This is a genomic window from Shewanella sp. SM73 (assembly GCF_025653795.1).
Taxonomy (GTDB): Bacteria; Pseudomonadota; Gammaproteobacteria; order Enterobacterales; family Shewanellaceae; genus Shewanella; species Shewanella oncorhynchi.
In genome coordinates this window covers 1-14,054 of record NZ_JAKKRY010000023.1, presented here as the reverse complement: position 1 = coordinate 14,054, position 14,054 = coordinate 1, and the positions used below count along the sequence as shown (strand labels likewise).

The following is a 14,054-nucleotide window of genomic DNA, read 5'->3' as shown; positions in this document are numbered from 1 at the left end:
ATTGCGTTAGCTGAGTGTGTCACTAGGCGGCAGGTGAGGTTTTTCTGGATAGTATTACTTGGCAGTGGCTTTATTGCTAACGCCTATCATGGCTGTGGTGCGGCCGAGGACATCGGGATACTCGATAGGACTTAGAGCCCTATCGAGTGAGCAGTCAAGCTTATGACTTAGCTTTATCTGCCAATTTTACCGCATTGACACTTTCACCTTTGAAGCTGATAGTCACATTTTTCTGAGCGACTTCATTATCTTTTAGCAAAGTCTTAGTGGTTTCTGCCAGCATTGGAGAAGCTGCATTTAATGCACTAAGATCATAGGCCCAAACTTCTAGATCCGCTTCATTATAAGTACTAGCAGGCGCACCTAATTTTTCAGTGATTGTTTGCTTGGTTGAGCCTTCTTTAATGCCGAATGTATTTTTAATCGCTTCATTCGTTGCGCTGTCTAACGCATTGGTCGCCGTATCATTCACTGTGTCAGTGACAGATTGAGTTGCTGATTTAACGATTGAATCGAATGGGCCAGCATAAGCAAATAATGGTAGAGCAGTAAGAGCGATCAATAATGATTTTTTCACACAATAATTCCTTTGGTTAATACATTCCTTTATTAAATGCGCGCGAATTAGACCAGTAATTAGATTTTGTGTCAATTAAGCATCTGTTCTATATGATTTTATTTTAATCCTTTCAGATTACTCCTACTAAGCGGGTCAACCTTTAGTTGTACCTAAGGGTTTCCATTTTGAGGTTTTCTAGTCTTATCTGCTGCTGTTTTTCAATTTCGTTAGTGTTTTATTCCATCGCAATTGGATCCCATCATATGTGTCATTTTAGGTGTTCTAGTGATGTCGCGTGTTCTAGTGCCCAATTCTATTAATCACTTGGATCAATTCCATGCGGATGTTGTCTGGTGTTTGGCTATGCCAGAAACCTGCTAAGTAAGCGCCCAGCGGTAGGATAAATAATGCGATAAGCACTAATGCGAGCAATCCCTTATGACCGAGTCTGTGGCCGGATTTCAGCCCAAGGCCGAGGGCGGCAGATTTAGGGCAAGCCGCGACACAGCGCATGCAGGCTTGGCATTCGTCACTGCGAACCGTGGTTTTAGTGTGCACTATGATGTTTGCTGGGCAAGCGCGGGTACACTTGTCGCATTTCATCCCTTTTGCTTCGATAAGGCAGTGCTGGGTATTGCGGCGGATTTTTAATGGGCTCGCAAAGCTTAAGATCCCAAGCATTGCACCATAGGGACACAAGTAACGGCAGAATCCCTGACGACGCCATGCAGCTAAAGCGAGGATCAGCGCAAATACCAGTAGCGTGATTAGGCTGGGTGTTAGGAAGAACAATGCCATCTTTAAGTCGGCAATCTTATGATAATTACCTTCAAGATAATGGGGGATGGATTGTGCTGGCATACCAATGACTATGTAGCAAAGTGCTAGGAGTAATAGATATTTCAACATTCGCAGTGGCCAATCTAGCCAAGAAGGTGGTGTAAGCTCTGATTTAATAAAGCGTTTTCTAAAGGAATACAGGTATTCCCCTGCCAGACCTAATGGGCAAGCCCAACCGCAAAATGCCCGCTTGCAGAGTAAACCTGTGAGTAATACCGCCGCTAGCATGACTGCTGCCGCAGGATGGGTTTGATCCCACAAATTGAGGCTGATAATGGCTTTAAGCTCAATGCCACCCGCAATCGGTAAAAAGGCATCGACTACGTCTGGGCGCATTAGCCAAGGTGTGATTCCTTGCTTAAGCAGTACGGTATTGATTGTGTATTGTATGGCAACCAGCAAGAGCGATAGCGCTAAGACATGTTGAGTCCCTTCACGAAGGGTATTGATTTTAATTTCACCCTTGAGTGCATCAGGCGCAAATTTATGCCCAAGTAGCATCAGTGGCAGTGCAATAAGAAGCCCGAGAGCCAGTGGCCAATAAAGACTCATTGCCACCGCACCGATACTGAGCAACAGTGTGGCGACCGCGCCCCATTTCTGGCCGCTCCAATAGCTGAGGGAGGCGAGATACATGAGTGCCAACATCAGCGTGAGTGATTCGATAAAAGTCATAGTGATGAATACAGCTAATAAGTTACAAGTACAGGCTCTGAGTGGTGAACTGAGGATAAGTTTTTGAGTAATAAGTGAAATTGTGCGTCAGATCTAAGATTCGCGCTATCAATCAATTAAAGCGCGCCATAGCTCACAAAGCTAAGTGTTTTAGTCTTGCACAAATAAAGTATGGCTTGCAGGGACATAGGGCGAGGTCACACAAAGAATAAAAAGCCCCAGCAATTTAGTTGCTAGGGCTTAGGAATTCAGTGGAGCATTTGGATTAATTTTTTGATTTTTCGAGTGCTTCGATAAATTTGCTTGATTCGTTAATCGAGGTGTTCATCTCTTTAATCAGGGCCGAAATATCGGTTTGCAGACTCGCAAATTCGCTTTTAATCGCACCAATGGCTTGGGCGTTCAAGTTATGCTTGAGATACAGCATATTGTCTTTCATGGCGGTGAGTATCGGCGGCATTTTTGACTCGGCACGGCGCATACTTTTGATCAATTGTTCATAGGCGCGGCGCGTTTCTTTGAGTTTAGTTTCACTGTTGCGGCGTAGGTTGGCTTTACTGATCTCGCTAATTTCATTTTGCCACTCATCGAACAGGGCTTCGGCTACATCTTCGACTTTATTGATGCGGTTGCTGACGTTATCGGCGGCACTTTGAGCCGATTCGTATTCATCTTTGGCTCTGCTATAGGCTTTTTCTAAGTTGCCATCACTGTAATTGAGCAGTGCTTGCATTTCTTCTAGGGCAGAGCTGAACTCTTTTTGAGCATCCTGTTGGGATTTTTTCGCATCTTTAACTCTGTCGACCATAATATCGCGTTTATGGTAACCGACCTTTTCCATTGCGCCGTAGTAGGCACTCTGGCAACCACTAAGCAGGAGACTTGTGGCAATCAGCCCTGAAGCTATCAGTCTTTTCATTGGGTGTTCCGTCGCTGAATGAAATTAATTAATCGGCTTTAAATCGCGCCGCATCGATAATGCTCCACAGATGAAAGATAGCACCTATTACCGCGGGCACAATCAGCCACCAGAGGGCATAACCCACCACTGTGATAATGAAAAATAACAGTGCGGCCATTATTCTGCCTTGCAATAATTGGCCTAGCCCAGGAAAAAATAGGCTAGCAATAGCAGAAATAACGTTACCTGCAGATCCTTGTTGAGACATCAATTCACTCCTTAGACTTGTAAATTAAGTGTTTATTGTACGAAGATAACGAGTCTATACCAACAGAATCAAGAGAAACCCGTGACTAAGAAGATAGAACTGGCACAAATTCGCGCCTTATTCCTCGGGATCTGGCACTTCCTGCTGCATTTGAGACGGCGTTTAGTTGAAGATCAAATCAATATCCGCGCCGGACATTTAGCCTATGTCACACTGTTGTCACTCGTGCCTATGGTGGCGGTGACTATGTCTATGCTGTCAGCTTTTCCGGTATTTAAGGGGATACGTGGACAGATAGAAGGTTTCGTTTATCAGAATTTTTTACCCGCCGCTGGCGATACTGTGCAAGTGTATATCAATGAGTTTGTGGCCAATGCCTCTAAGGGGACTGCGGTCGGGATTGCGGCCTTAGTCGTGGTTGCCATTTTGCTGATTTCTGCCATTGATAAATCGCTTAATAACATTTGGCGCACTAAAGAGAAGCGTTCAGTGGTGGTGGCTTTTTCTATGTATTGGATGGTCATCACTTTGGGCCCGGTATTGGTGGGGGCCAGTTTGGTCGCCACTTCCTACGTGGTGTCATTGAAGGTCTTTGACGGTCAGTTGTCGGGTGTGGTGCCCGTGTTTCTTGAGCGTTTACCTATGCTTTTCTCTGTGGCGGCATTTTTGTTGTTGTATATGGTGGTGCCTAATCAAAAAGTGAAGTTTCTACATGCACTATTAGGGGCGATTGTTGCCGCAATCTTGTTTGAGTTAGGCAAAAAAGCCTTTGCTTTGTATGTCACTCAGTTTCCGAGTTATGAAGCGATTTATGGTGCTTTAGCCGTGATCCCCATTATCTTTGTCTGGGTGTATTTATCGTGGATGATAGTATTACTCGGCGCGGAAATTACCGCCGCTATGCCTGAGTATTTAGATTATGAGTCGAGCTCAGATGATGACGAAACCGTTCTGAATGCTAAGCCCCTAGACAATGCCTCCCAAGAAAATTCCGCTGCGGTGTTAACTTCGGCTGAGGTGACGGCACTCAAGGCGGTGGCTAAATCTGAATGACCCCATTAGAGGATTATTAATGGCGATGACACTGAATGCCTGAATCCTTCCCATCTTTTATCCGTCGCGACTGGTTTAACGTTGGCAATGGTCAGCAATTGCATCTGGCGCAATACGGTAATCCACAAGGTATCCCACTGCTGTATTTGCACGGCGGTCCAGGAGCGGGTTGTGATATCGGTGATTTAGCTTTATTTAATGGCGATCAATATTGGATTTTGCTTTTAGATCAACGCGGGTCTGGGCAATCTTTACCCTTTGGCGATTTAGCCAATAACCATCTCACTGGTTTGATTAGCGATATTGAGGCGATTCGCCTTGCATTGGGTATTGAGCGTTGGTGTTTAGTCGGAGGCTCTTTTGGGGCCACATTAGGCTTAATTTACAGCGGATTATTCCCAGAGCGGGTGATTGCACAGGTACTGTGGGCGTTATTTATTCCATCCAAAGAAGGTCTCGACTGGCTCTATGGCGCTGACGGCGCGGCAAAATTGCAACCTGCTGCTTATCGACTCTTCAATGACATTTTTCCGGCTCAGTTATCGCTGATTGAATTACTGGATTCGTACCATCAAGGTTTGGCATCGGCCGATGAAAATGTGCGATACCATTTTGCGCGGCGTTGGGTACAGTGGGAGTTGCAGCTTGCGGGGGCGAGATTAGTGCTACCAAGGCTGTTACCCGAATCCGTATTAGCATTAGCCAATATCGAGTTACACTTTGCTCGACATAATTACTTCAATGCCATGAATGTGTTACAGCGCGTGACGCCTAGAGTGAAGGCGCGTAGTGTGTTATTGCAAGGAATGCAGGATGCGATTTGCCCAGCGACGCTATTACGCGATTTTTTGGCTGGGTTGGAGCATGCTATTACAATTCAATCTGTTGTCGATGGCGGACATATGCTCAATAGTGAGTCTTTGTTTTTGGCGGTTACAGCAGAAATCCATGCTATGTGGTCGTGGATACATCAAAGGGAAATACAATGAAAACATTGCTCATCAGTGCCAGTTTACTCGGATTAACCGCGTGTGCTACTACGGCCCCATCTGAAACAAGCGCTATTGATCAAGTTGCGACTCCGGAGGTCGTGAGTGCCCCTGTCGCGCCCAAAGTTGTTGAACTCGGTGGGTTAACCAATGAAACTGCCGCTGAGCGCTTGTATCAAGCGTTGATTGACGCAAATTATCTGGCCACCCAAGTTGCACCGACTAAAGTGGCTGTGCAGTTTGGTAATAACCAATTCTTGCTTGAGCCGAGTATCAATTCGGCGGGCATTGACCGTATTTTAATGAATCGCTTCTATGCTGTGCACCCGCAATTGCAGGCTAGCCAAGAGTTGCCTGCCGTGATTGGCACCTTGAATCAGAAGCTTAATTTTGCCAAGTTTGTGTTGCTGGACCAAGGCGCAGTGATTCAAGTGCAAGGTACAGTGACCTTTGCCGACCGTATTGAAATAGAAGAGTTACGTCGTTTTATGCTGTGGACTAATGGCGGCTTGGCGCAAGTCGTACAATCTTTGCCTGATGGCGTAGAGCAATATATCCGCCCGCTCCCGCTAATGCCGCAAATGGTTCCCGTTAAGCCTTAATCTAAAAGGAAAAGTTGTGATTGCGTTAATTCAAAGAGTGAGTCACGCCAGTGTGGTGGTTGATAACCAAACCTTAGGTGAAATCAATAAAGGCTTGTTGGTTCTGCTCGGTGTCGAGCAAGAAGATACCCGCGAGAAGATGGAAAAGTTGGCGACTAAAGTCATGAGTTATCGCGTTTTTTCCGATGAAAATGGCAAGATGAATCTCAATCTAGAACAAGTCGGTGGGTCTTTATTAGTCGTGTCACAATTTACCTTGGCCGCTGATACAGGCCGAGGCTTGAGGCCGAGTTTTTCAGGGGCGGGTACGCCGGAACAAGCTTTAGGCTTGTATGAAGAGTTTGTCGCATTCTGCCGCGCTAAGGGCGTTCACACAGAAACCGGACAGTTCGGCGCCGATATGCAAGTGTCCTTAGTCAATGATGGCCCTGTGACCTTTAATCTGCAGGTGTAGCTTCTATCGTGATGTTTATCTAGGGGTCTAGGTGATGGGGTGCTAGGCATAATCAATGTCGCTTGTACCAAGGGAGTATTAAGAGAATATACATGGATCAATTACTCATTAAATTACGCCAGACTTGGCATCGTACGATCCCCGTTAGCGAGTTTATGCAGATAGTGCCACTCGATTATATCGAGGGAGAGTTTCGAGTCACAGCGCCGATGACGCCCAATCTTAATCTGCATCAGACCATGTTTGCGGGCAGCATTTATACCTTGATGACCTTAACAGGCTGGGGTGCCGTGTGGCTAAATCAACAGTTGGTGGGCGTGGCGGGTGATATTGTGCTCGCCGATGCCCATATTCGTTATCTTGCTCCTGTGACTTGTGACCCTGTGGTAAAAGTACAATGGCCAGATGTGGATCTCAGCCCGTTACAAAGGGGGCGCAGAGTTAAGGTGAAGCTGGAAGTGCAATTGTATTGTATGGATTCACTGTGTGCGGTTTTTGAAGGTCTGTATGTTAGTACGTCGAAAGTATGAATGCGTCGAAAACAACTTAGTGTATCTGTACGTCGAAGATGACGTATATCCTTTCTGAAAAATCGAAGCTAATCTCAGATTTTATCCGCTTTATTTCTTTTTTATGGGCTAATACACTAGCGTCATAGAGTTGAGATATTCCATCTGACTCTGAGTCATTTACCTATTTTCGGAGCAGATTATGTCTAAAGTCTTAATTTTAAAATCAAGCATTCTTGGCGGTTATTCACAATCTGCCGTGTTAATTGACCACTTAGCGAGTCACTGGGAAACCCAAGGCGCCGCTATTACAGTGCGTGATTTAGGCGGTAAAGACGTACTGCCTATGGTAGACGGTGAAATCGCTTCTGGGTTACGCGGTGGTGCAGAATTATCCGCACGTCAGCAAGAAATGCTCGCCTTATCAGATACCTTAGTCGCTGAATTAAAAGCGAACGATACGATTGTTATCGCTGCACCTATGTACAACTTTACGATTCCGGTTCAACTTAAAAACTGGATCGATTTTGTCGCCCGTGCCGGTGTGACTTTTACTTACACTGAAACAGGTCCAAAAGGATTAGTGGAAGGTAAACGCGCTGTGTTGGTGACGACCCGTGGCGGCGCTCACAAAGATGGCCCAACGGATCACGTTGTACCTTACTTGAAAACGGTTTTAGGCTTTATGGGTATCACCAATGTTGAAGTGGTTTACGCCGAAGCGCTGAACATGGGTCCTGAAGCCCACGACAAAGGCATGGGCGAAGCGAAACACAGTATCGATCAGCTGAAAGCTTAATTGTTCCGTTGATTAGCTGAGTCATTTGATTTAGCTGAATAAATAATGCCAGCCCTTAATAGGCTGGCATTTTTGTATGTGCATTTCAGCTAAGCACGCTTGGCTTAAGTGGCTAGGTTTGAGCGGCTAGACTCGAGTGGCTAGTTTTAAGTGGCACGCTTAGCTGTTTATTCGCAAAGGCTGCAGCCATTGGCGAGGGTGCTTGTCTCAATATAACGCACCTTAGTGCAGGCTTGGTCGCGATTACGACTGATGATAAAGCGTGTATGGCGTTCAGTTCCAAGCGGCTTTTCAGCAGGGTTAACCTGTGTGGCTTCAAACTGTAACGTTTTGGCATGATTTGTTTTATGCATACACCACCTCGCAGATATTTAAGTCATCACAATGTACAGACTGGCCTGATTAGCGCCGCACAACCAAGGCTTAAATTAGCTCGGCTGGCAGCAGACTAAATCTTTAAGCGAGCCACCATTTACCACGCAGCTAAAGCCATTGGCCTTGAGAATGTCGCAGCCCTTTTGTGCTCGAATCCCTGCGCCACAGTAGAGCACGAAGGGATGTTGCTTATTGTCGACTTGGTGTAACCATTGGTCGAGCGTTGGCAATGGCACATTAATGGCTTGGGGCAAGTGACCGGAGGCAAATTCCTCTGGTGAACGCACATCAATCACCCGTGCGCCTTGCTCAATCAATTGCCAACATTTTTCGCCCGAGTGGCTGCCGGATAACTTAGCCAGTAAAGATTGAAACATAGCATTGCTCCTACCATTAGAAAATTTTCAATAAGTTTATTCTAATGAATTGGCGAGTGCAAGCGCTGCAGATTATCGGCAGTGAATGGTTTGGTCTTTGGCGTTGTTGGTACTTGAACTCTGCATTACTGGCGTTAGATAAGCTACTACAAGCTAAATTCATTGCCTCTTTGATAGTGAATGATGTCGTGGAATACCACGGCTTGGTCGTTTAGATTGCGATAGCCATGGGGTTTGTCGGCCGCAAATCGTACTGCTTCACCTTGCTTGAGTGGTTGCCACTCGCCATCGACTAGCACTTCCATAGTGCCGCTCAAGACAATGACATGCTCAGTGACACCCGTTTCATGGGGCTCAGAAAGGCGCTCATAGTTTGGCAGCAGCGTGAGTTCAAACATCTCGAAACCGAAGCGCTCTTCAAAGGGGAAGAGTGAGGCGACTAGCATGCCGTCGGTAGCGGGTTGTTGGCGTAACTCGTCGGGTTTACGGAATACTGCGCCTTGGCTCTGTGGTGTGGGTTCGAGAAAGGTCGACAGCGAGATATTGAATCCACTGGCTATTTTCCACAGCGTTGCAATGGTTGGGCTTGATTCACCGCGCTCGATTTGTCCTATCATGGCCTTACTAACGCCCGTCTCTTGGGCGGCTTTATCTAAACTCCATCCCTTTTGGTTGCGAAGTGCTTTAAGCGTGGTGGCGAGATAGCTGTTTATCGTCTGCACAATGGCCCCATCATTTTTATGAAAATTTAGTTTGTACGTTATAACGCACAGGTGTTATCTTGTCCATCTCGTACGTTATAGCGCACAAAAGCTATCTTGTTCATTTTATAAGTTATAGCGCACAAAGTAATGGCGACATCAATTGCAGAGAAAGGGAGTGGATATGTGGCGAGATGCAGGGAGTTTATCAAAAATATCAGCGGGATTTATTGCGGTATTAGTGGGTTATAGCAGCTCTGCTGTGATCATCTTTCAAGCGGCGGAGGCTGTGGGGGCGACACCAGCACAAATCAGTTCATGGCTGTGGGCTTTAGGTGTGGGCATGGGCGTGACCAGCATAGGGTTATCGCTTTACTACAAGAATCCTATTCTAACGGCTTGGTCTACACCGGGCGCGGCGCTGATGGTGACAAGCCTTGCGGGATTGAGCGTCAATCAAGCCATAGGCGCTTTTCTGGTGAGTTCGATGTTAATCACTCTTTGCGGTGTTGCGGGCTGGATGGATAAACTTATTCGTATCATGCCGCAGTCAGTCGCTTCAGCCATGTTGGCGGGGATTCTGCTGCAATTTGGCCTAGGGCTATTTCAGGCGATGCAAACCCAGCTGAGTCTAATTTTGATCATGTTGTTGGTGTTTGTCGTCGTTAAGCCTTTTGCGCCGCGTTACATCATCTTACTGACCTTGTTGGTGGGTATAGGCATGAGTTTTCAATTAGATTTGCTCAAGCTAGATGCCGTTCAGTTACAACTGGCGATGCCGGTGTGGACGACACCTGAGTTTTCGTTGGCGAGTGTGATTGGCGTGGCGCTGCCGCTGTTTGTGGTGACTATGGCCTCGCAAAATATGCCGGGCGTTGCTGCGCTGCACGGTAATGGTTACAGGCCACCCATTTCACCTTTGATCACGAGCACAGGGCTAATCGGGGTTATCCTCGCGCCCTTTGGCGGTTTTGCCTTTAATTTATCCGCCATCACAGCGGCGATTTGCATGGGTAGAGAAGCAGACCCGAATCCGGCGACCCGTTACTGGGCGGCGGTGTGGGGCGGGGTATTTTACTTTATCACTGGGTTACTCGGCGCTACTGTGGTTGGCCTGTTTTCCGCTTTCCCGAAGGAGTTAGTTCTGGCCATCGCCGGATTAGCGCTGCTCGGCACTATCGCCAATAGTCTGACCGCCGCATTAGCTAAAACCGAAGATCGTGAAGTGGCGGTGATCACTTTCTTGGTCACGGCATCAGGTTTTAGTGTGCTGGGCATCGGCAGCGCATTTTGGGGACTGTTGCTTGGGTTTATTATCCATTGGTGGAACGGGCACAGAACTGCATCAGTAGTTAAGCGAGCGAATACTTAACTGCAGCAAAGCGCCTTAGAGATGAATTTCAAAGACTAAGGCGCATGTGTTTTAGATTCTCTTCGTCATAAACACGCTATTGGGATCGAGTTGATAGGTGTCGAAGGGGCCGCAGATTTCAAAACCAAATTTGCAGTAGAGTAAGCGAGCGGGGTTAAAGAAGTCCATCGAACCTGTCTCTAGACTCAGGCGTTTGACGCCAGCGCTTTTGGCATCGTTAATCAAGTGCTGCAATATCTTAGACGCTATACCTTGCTGCTTATAGGGCGCGGCGGTGCGCATCGATTTGATCTCGGCGTGCTCGGCATCTAACCATTTTAGTGCACCACAGCCCGCTAAATTATTGCCATCCCAGAGGGTCCAAAAGCGAATATTGGGTTGACGCAGGCCATCAAGATCTAATGCGTGGACGCTTTCAGGCGGTGAGGTTGCCCGCATATCGTCGAGGTGTTCCTGCAGTAAAGCCGCAATCTCAGGCCCTTTAAGGTCATCTAAGGTGATTTTCATGGCTCTTGTGGTGGATTTCATGGCAGATCGGGTGCTCCCTATTATTGTGGCTTATCCATAATGGCGTCATCGCGCTTTGTCGTCTGTTTGCCAATGCGCCATGGTGGATAAGCAAATGCTAGGCCACAAACTTTTTATCAAAGCAAAAATCAAAGTCGTGGGGTTTCACCCCACACCCGACCAAAAGGGGAAAAGCGCCTGTTCCCCTTTTGGATATCCCTCGGCGTCCCCAACGGAGTTGAAAGCCTCTTGGGCATTAAGCGTCCTTATGCTATCGCGTCAGACGCTCGTCCCTGATTCGACTGACGCTATCTCGGCATCCATGCCTCGATCACGCAACGAACGCTAATGCCCTGCGGCAACTCCGAGGGGATGGTGTACTCCTTTGGTTCAAGTGTTATTGGTAAATTTTTAAGGAATAAAAGTTATGCCTGTCGGATCTTTTCTTGATTTGAAATGGATGGCCAGATTTATTTACATAGATAGCCTGAATTCTTCAATTTTTGCTCCGATTAAATCTGCCGCACCGCCAGATGATAAGAGCATATTTTCTACATCAGTATCATCAAGTACGAGGATCAATTTTTGATGCACCATCCACTGTTCTCGAATAGTGTGTAAACAACCTGCAAAATCACCTCCTTTTCTAGAAAAGATAATGCCAAACAGACCCGCCCCATGAGGTTTTAGATAATTCGCAATTTGAAGGACATCACTCTTCTTAACTTTTCTAGAGTAATTTTTGGCATCAATCACTACATAGTCTGCAGAGTATTTTTCGCGCAAAAATGACCAAAAACCATCAGTTGCATAATTTGGGACAATGAAATCCCTTCGATTTGACTTGGTAAAATCATTAACTTCTTGAATCGGCTTATCAAGTGGAGGACAAAATAGTTCTTCTATGATTTCACCAATGAGGCGCTGATATATGTAGCAATCTTTACGGCCCGGATTACATGACTTTAACTTGCTAAGCAAATCTTGACCTCTACTGCCTTCTTTTCCCCCAGTAATGGCAGTTAGAAGCATTTTAAAGTAGCTACTGTCTGCCTTTTGTATTCCCGCTTTAAAATTCTTAATGAGATAGTCTGCGTCCCACACTTCTATATCATTAGATTCTATGTTTTGCTTTATCTCGTTCGGTAATCTACCAGGTATGGCTAGGACCTTCTTACATTCACCTATTAGCTTGCCATATTCCAAAATCTGTTCGACTATTTTAGAGCTGTGACTTCTTGTAATTGCTTTATTGGATTTACACTCAATAAGAATCTTCGCGTTCCGACTATCTTCTATGAGAATGTCTGCTCTAGCTCTTTGTGACTCTCCAATTATCGCTTCCAGTTGGATTTTTTGATCTGGGCTTGTTTCCTTAATAACCTGATAAAGGAAGTTCACAAATTCAATTTCTTTTGGACCCATAGTCATATATCTATGACAATTCGGGCATAGCAGAAGGAAGTTCTCTTCCGTCATACTACCACCTTCATTAAAAGGGGTAATCGAAGCTAGCTCTAGAGGGATTTCCTCTCCAGAAATGGTGCACATTGCACATTGATTATTGTGCTTTGCAATTAGTTTTGCCCGCATTGCAACCGACGGAATCCTTCGCTTATTTAATTTCTGATCCATCATTTATTCTCTAATTCCACTTTTGTTCTAACATTTGTATCGTTCGCAAAATCTCACCACCGATCGCTTGACAGCATAAGTCGCAACCCACTGATTTAGAATTTGATTTCTACGATAGCAAAAATCATTCTGGGTAGAAAGTGCGCATGATTTAAGATCGTTCTATGTTACGTACTATTTATAAAAAATTGAATTTTATTGAGAATTAACTAAGCTGTTCACCATTGATTATGTTAGCTATCAGCTATAACTACTTATTTTTTTACAGGATGATGGGATGGACACCTCTTGTGAAGTAGGCGTCATTTACGCCATATTGAATTTGCACGTTCAATAACAACAAAAGGTGTCCAAAATGAAAGTTACACTAATAGGAATTGATCTCGCAAAAAATATCTTCCAAGTATGTGGAGTTAATCAAGCAGGCAAGAGTGTTTTTAACCGTTCGATTAAACGTGCTCAGCTCCTGACTTTTCTGCGTACTTACCCTGATGCCACTATTGCGATGGAAGCCTGCAGTGGCTCTAACTATTGGGGCAGAGAGTTACTTTCTCTCGGGCATGACGTCAAACTGATCCCGCCTCAGCATGTTAAGCCATTTGTCAAAGGCAATAAGAACGATCGCAATGATGCCTTCGCTATCTGTGAGGCAGCGCAGAGACCGAACCTGATTTTCGTCCAGCCGAGAACCTTAGCGCAGGTTGATATCATCATTACCCACAGAATTCGCGAGCGTCGGATCAGAATACGCACTGCACTAACCAATCAAATTAGAGGCTTACTAAGTGAATATGGAATAGCCCTCCCTAAAGGACGTAATCCATTGAATCTTTTGCTGCCGGAATTACTTGAGAATGCCAGTAATCAACTCACTACGATTGCACGCCAATACATGCGTGAGCTGATGGAAGAGTTGCGTGCGATCAACGTTGCAATAGGTTCGCTGGAAAAAGACATCAAACTGCAGGCAAGAACGCACCCAGATGCCAAGCGACTGATGGGTATAAGAGGCGTTGCAGAAATCATTGCCACTGCCGCGGTGTCATTTGCCGGAGATGGCTCTGGCTATCATGGTGCTCGGCATTTTTCTGCAAATTTAGGACTGGTTCCTAAAGAGTTTTCCAGTGGGGGAAAACAAAAATTGGGCGGCATAACCAAACGAGGTAACAGCTATCTGCGGCGGCAACTKATCCAGGGAGCTTGGTCGATTATTCGCTATGCAAGTAAGAGTAATGACAGGATCTCCGTATGGGCCTTAAAGGTGATTGAGCGGCGAGGTAAACAGAAAGCGGCAGTAGCAATTGCAAACAAATTGGCGCGGATCATCTGGGCTATGCTGTTTCATCGCAGCGAATATCGGCCTTGTTAATATGTAAAAATCGAGTATTAAACTCACCCCAAAAACACGACTACAGATAATGAAGTAACAGGTAATACC

Annotated in this window: 17 protein-coding genes; 8 read left to right on the top strand and 9 right to left on the bottom strand. The window is 45.9% G+C overall.

Annotated elements, in window-relative coordinates:
• Positions 1-160 precede the first annotated feature (160 nt).
• The 4 genes from L5M51_RS21595 to L5M51_RS21580 all read right to left on the bottom strand — a co-directional run bounded on the left by L5M51_RS21595 (position 161) and on the right by L5M51_RS21580 (position 3,243).
• Positions 161-577, bottom strand: a complete 417-nt coding sequence (locus L5M51_RS21595; protein ID WP_105251122.1) for a hypothetical protein — start codon at positions 575-577, stop codon at positions 161-163.
• Between the two features lie 282 nt (positions 578-859).
• Positions 860-2,074: a 4Fe-4S binding protein gene (locus L5M51_RS21590; RefSeq protein WP_263174592.1), complete on the bottom strand. Its 1,215-nt coding sequence runs from the start codon at positions 2,072-2,074 to the stop codon at positions 860-862.
• A 265-nt stretch (positions 2,075-2,339) separates the two neighbouring features.
• Positions 2,340-2,993 (bottom strand): DUF2959 domain-containing protein, encoded by a 654-nt coding sequence (locus tag L5M51_RS21585; RefSeq protein ID WP_263164370.1) that lies wholly within the window; start codon positions 2,991-2,993, stop codon positions 2,340-2,342.
• A 28-nt stretch (positions 2,994-3,021) separates the two neighbouring features.
• Positions 3,022-3,243 (bottom strand): hypothetical protein, encoded by a 222-nt coding sequence (locus L5M51_RS21580; protein WP_006079786.1) that lies wholly within the window; start codon positions 3,241-3,243, stop codon positions 3,022-3,024.
• Positions 3,244-3,324: 81 nt separating this feature from the next.
• Here L5M51_RS21580 and L5M51_RS21575 point away from each other — a divergent pair, with 81 nt between their 5' ends.
• The 6 genes from L5M51_RS21575 (at position 3,325) to azoR (ending at position 7,649) form a co-directional block, all read left to right on the top strand.
• Positions 3,325-4,296 (top strand): virulence factor BrkB family protein, encoded by a 972-nt coding sequence (locus L5M51_RS21575; RefSeq protein WP_263174590.1) that lies wholly within the window; start codon positions 3,325-3,327, stop codon positions 4,294-4,296.
• A 35-nt stretch (positions 4,297-4,331) separates the two neighbouring features.
• A complete protein-coding gene (locus L5M51_RS21570; protein ID WP_263174588.1) occupies positions 4,332-5,285 on the top strand; it encodes an alpha/beta fold hydrolase in 954 nt (317 codons plus the stop codon).
• Positions 5,282-5,887, top strand: coding sequence for a hypothetical protein (locus L5M51_RS21565; RefSeq protein WP_263174586.1), 606 nt, complete (start codon positions 5,282-5,284; stop codon positions 5,885-5,887). Before L5M51_RS21570 ends, L5M51_RS21565 begins: the two co-directional genes overlap by 4 nt.
• A 16-nt stretch (positions 5,888-5,903) precedes the next feature.
• The gene (dtd, locus tag L5M51_RS21560) at positions 5,904-6,341 is read left to right on the top strand and encodes a D-aminoacyl-tRNA deacylase (protein ID WP_263174584.1); all 438 of its coding nucleotides are present in this window, start codon (positions 5,904-5,906) and stop codon (positions 6,339-6,341) included.
• 92 nt (positions 6,342-6,433) lie between these two features.
• Complete coding sequence (locus L5M51_RS21555; protein ID WP_263174581.1) at positions 6,434-6,871, top strand: thioesterase domain-containing protein; 438 nt, start codon at positions 6,434-6,436, stop codon at positions 6,869-6,871.
• 181 nt (positions 6,872-7,052) lie between these two features.
• Positions 7,053-7,649, top strand: coding sequence for an FMN-dependent NADH-azoreductase (gene azoR / locus L5M51_RS21550; protein ID WP_105251130.1), 597 nt, complete (start codon positions 7,053-7,055; stop codon positions 7,647-7,649).
• Between the two features lie 167 nt (positions 7,650-7,816).
• Here azoR and L5M51_RS21545 read toward each other — a convergent pair whose 3' ends face one another.
• From L5M51_RS21545 to L5M51_RS21535, 3 genes are all read right to left on the bottom strand, one after another.
• The gene (locus L5M51_RS21545; protein ID WP_212600269.1) at positions 7,817-8,002 is read right to left on the bottom strand and encodes a hypothetical protein; all 186 of its coding nucleotides are present in this window, start codon (positions 8,000-8,002) and stop codon (positions 7,817-7,819) included.
• Positions 8,003-8,077: 75 nt separating this feature from the next.
• On the bottom strand, positions 8,078-8,401 hold the full coding sequence (locus L5M51_RS21540; protein ID WP_105251132.1) for a rhodanese-like domain-containing protein: 324 nt from the start codon (positions 8,399-8,401) through the stop codon (positions 8,078-8,080).
• A gap of 146 nt (positions 8,402-8,547) precedes the next feature.
• Positions 8,548-9,123 (bottom strand): helix-turn-helix domain-containing protein, encoded by a 576-nt coding sequence (locus tag L5M51_RS21535; protein ID WP_263174576.1) that lies wholly within the window; start codon positions 9,121-9,123, stop codon positions 8,548-8,550.
• A gap of 163 nt (positions 9,124-9,286) precedes the next feature.
• Here L5M51_RS21535 and L5M51_RS21530 point away from each other — a divergent pair, with 163 nt between their 5' ends.
• Positions 9,287-10,474, top strand: coding sequence for a benzoate/H(+) symporter BenE family transporter (locus tag L5M51_RS21530; protein ID WP_263174574.1), 1,188 nt, complete (start codon positions 9,287-9,289; stop codon positions 10,472-10,474).
• A 51-nt stretch (positions 10,475-10,525) separates the two neighbouring features.
• Here L5M51_RS21530 and L5M51_RS21525 read toward each other — a convergent pair whose 3' ends face one another.
• Both L5M51_RS21525 and L5M51_RS21520 read right to left on the bottom strand, forming a co-directional pair.
• Positions 10,526-11,002, bottom strand: coding sequence for a GNAT family N-acetyltransferase (locus tag L5M51_RS21525; protein WP_263174572.1), 477 nt, complete (start codon positions 11,000-11,002; stop codon positions 10,526-10,528).
• A gap of 453 nt (positions 11,003-11,455) precedes the next feature.
• Positions 11,456-12,619 carry an HNH endonuclease gene (locus tag L5M51_RS21520; RefSeq protein ID WP_011787678.1) on the bottom strand — a complete coding sequence of 388 codons (1,164 nt, stop codon included), beginning with the start codon at positions 12,617-12,619 and terminating at the stop codon, positions 11,456-11,458.
• A gap of 352 nt (positions 12,620-12,971) precedes the next feature.
• Between L5M51_RS21520 and L5M51_RS21515 the strand changes: the two genes are divergently transcribed.
• Complete coding sequence (locus tag L5M51_RS21515; protein ID WP_263174569.1) at positions 12,972-13,985, top strand: IS110-like element ISShes7 family transposase; 1,014 nt, start codon at positions 12,972-12,974, stop codon at positions 13,983-13,985.
• Positions 13,986-14,054 lie beyond the last annotated feature (69 nt).

Bases quoted from the DNA above. Each gene is read 5' to 3' on its own strand.
- L5M51_RS21590 (WP_263174592.1), bottom strand. From the start codon at position 2,074: ATGACTTTTATCGAATCACTCACGCTGATGTTGGCACTCATGTATCTC.
- L5M51_RS21585 (WP_263164370.1), bottom strand. From the start codon at position 2,993: ATGAAAAGACTGATAGCTTCAGGGCTGATTGCCACAAGTCTCCTGCTT.
- L5M51_RS21580 (WP_006079786.1), bottom strand. From the start codon at position 3,243: ATGTCTCAACAAGGATCTGCAGGTAACGTTATTTCTGCTATTGCTAGC.
- L5M51_RS21570 (WP_263174588.1), top strand. From the start codon at position 4,332: ATGCCTGAATCCTTCCCATCTTTTATCCGTCGCGACTGGTTTAACGTT.
- L5M51_RS21565 (WP_263174586.1), top strand. From the start codon at position 5,282: ATGAAAACATTGCTCATCAGTGCCAGTTTACTCGGATTAACCGCGTGT.
- L5M51_RS21555 (WP_263174581.1), top strand. From the start codon at position 6,434: ATGGATCAATTACTCATTAAATTACGCCAGACTTGGCATCGTACGATC.
- azoR (WP_105251130.1), top strand. From the start codon at position 7,053: ATGTCTAAAGTCTTAATTTTAAAATCAAGCATTCTTGGCGGTTATTCA.
- L5M51_RS21545 (WP_212600269.1), bottom strand. From the start codon at position 8,002: ATGCATAAAACAAATCATGCCAAAACGTTACAGTTTGAAGCCACACAG.
- L5M51_RS21540 (WP_105251132.1), bottom strand. From the start codon at position 8,401: ATGTTTCAATCTTTACTGGCTAAGTTATCCGGCAGCCACTCGGGCGAA.
- L5M51_RS21530 (WP_263174574.1), top strand. From the start codon at position 9,287: ATGTGGCGAGATGCAGGGAGTTTATCAAAAATATCAGCGGGATTTATT.
- L5M51_RS21525 (WP_263174572.1), bottom strand. From the start codon at position 11,002: ATGAAATCCACCACAAGAGCCATGAAAATCACCTTAGATGACCTTAAA.
- L5M51_RS21520 (WP_011787678.1), bottom strand. From the start codon at position 12,619: ATGATGGATCAGAAATTAAATAAGCGAAGGATTCCGTCGGTTGCAATG.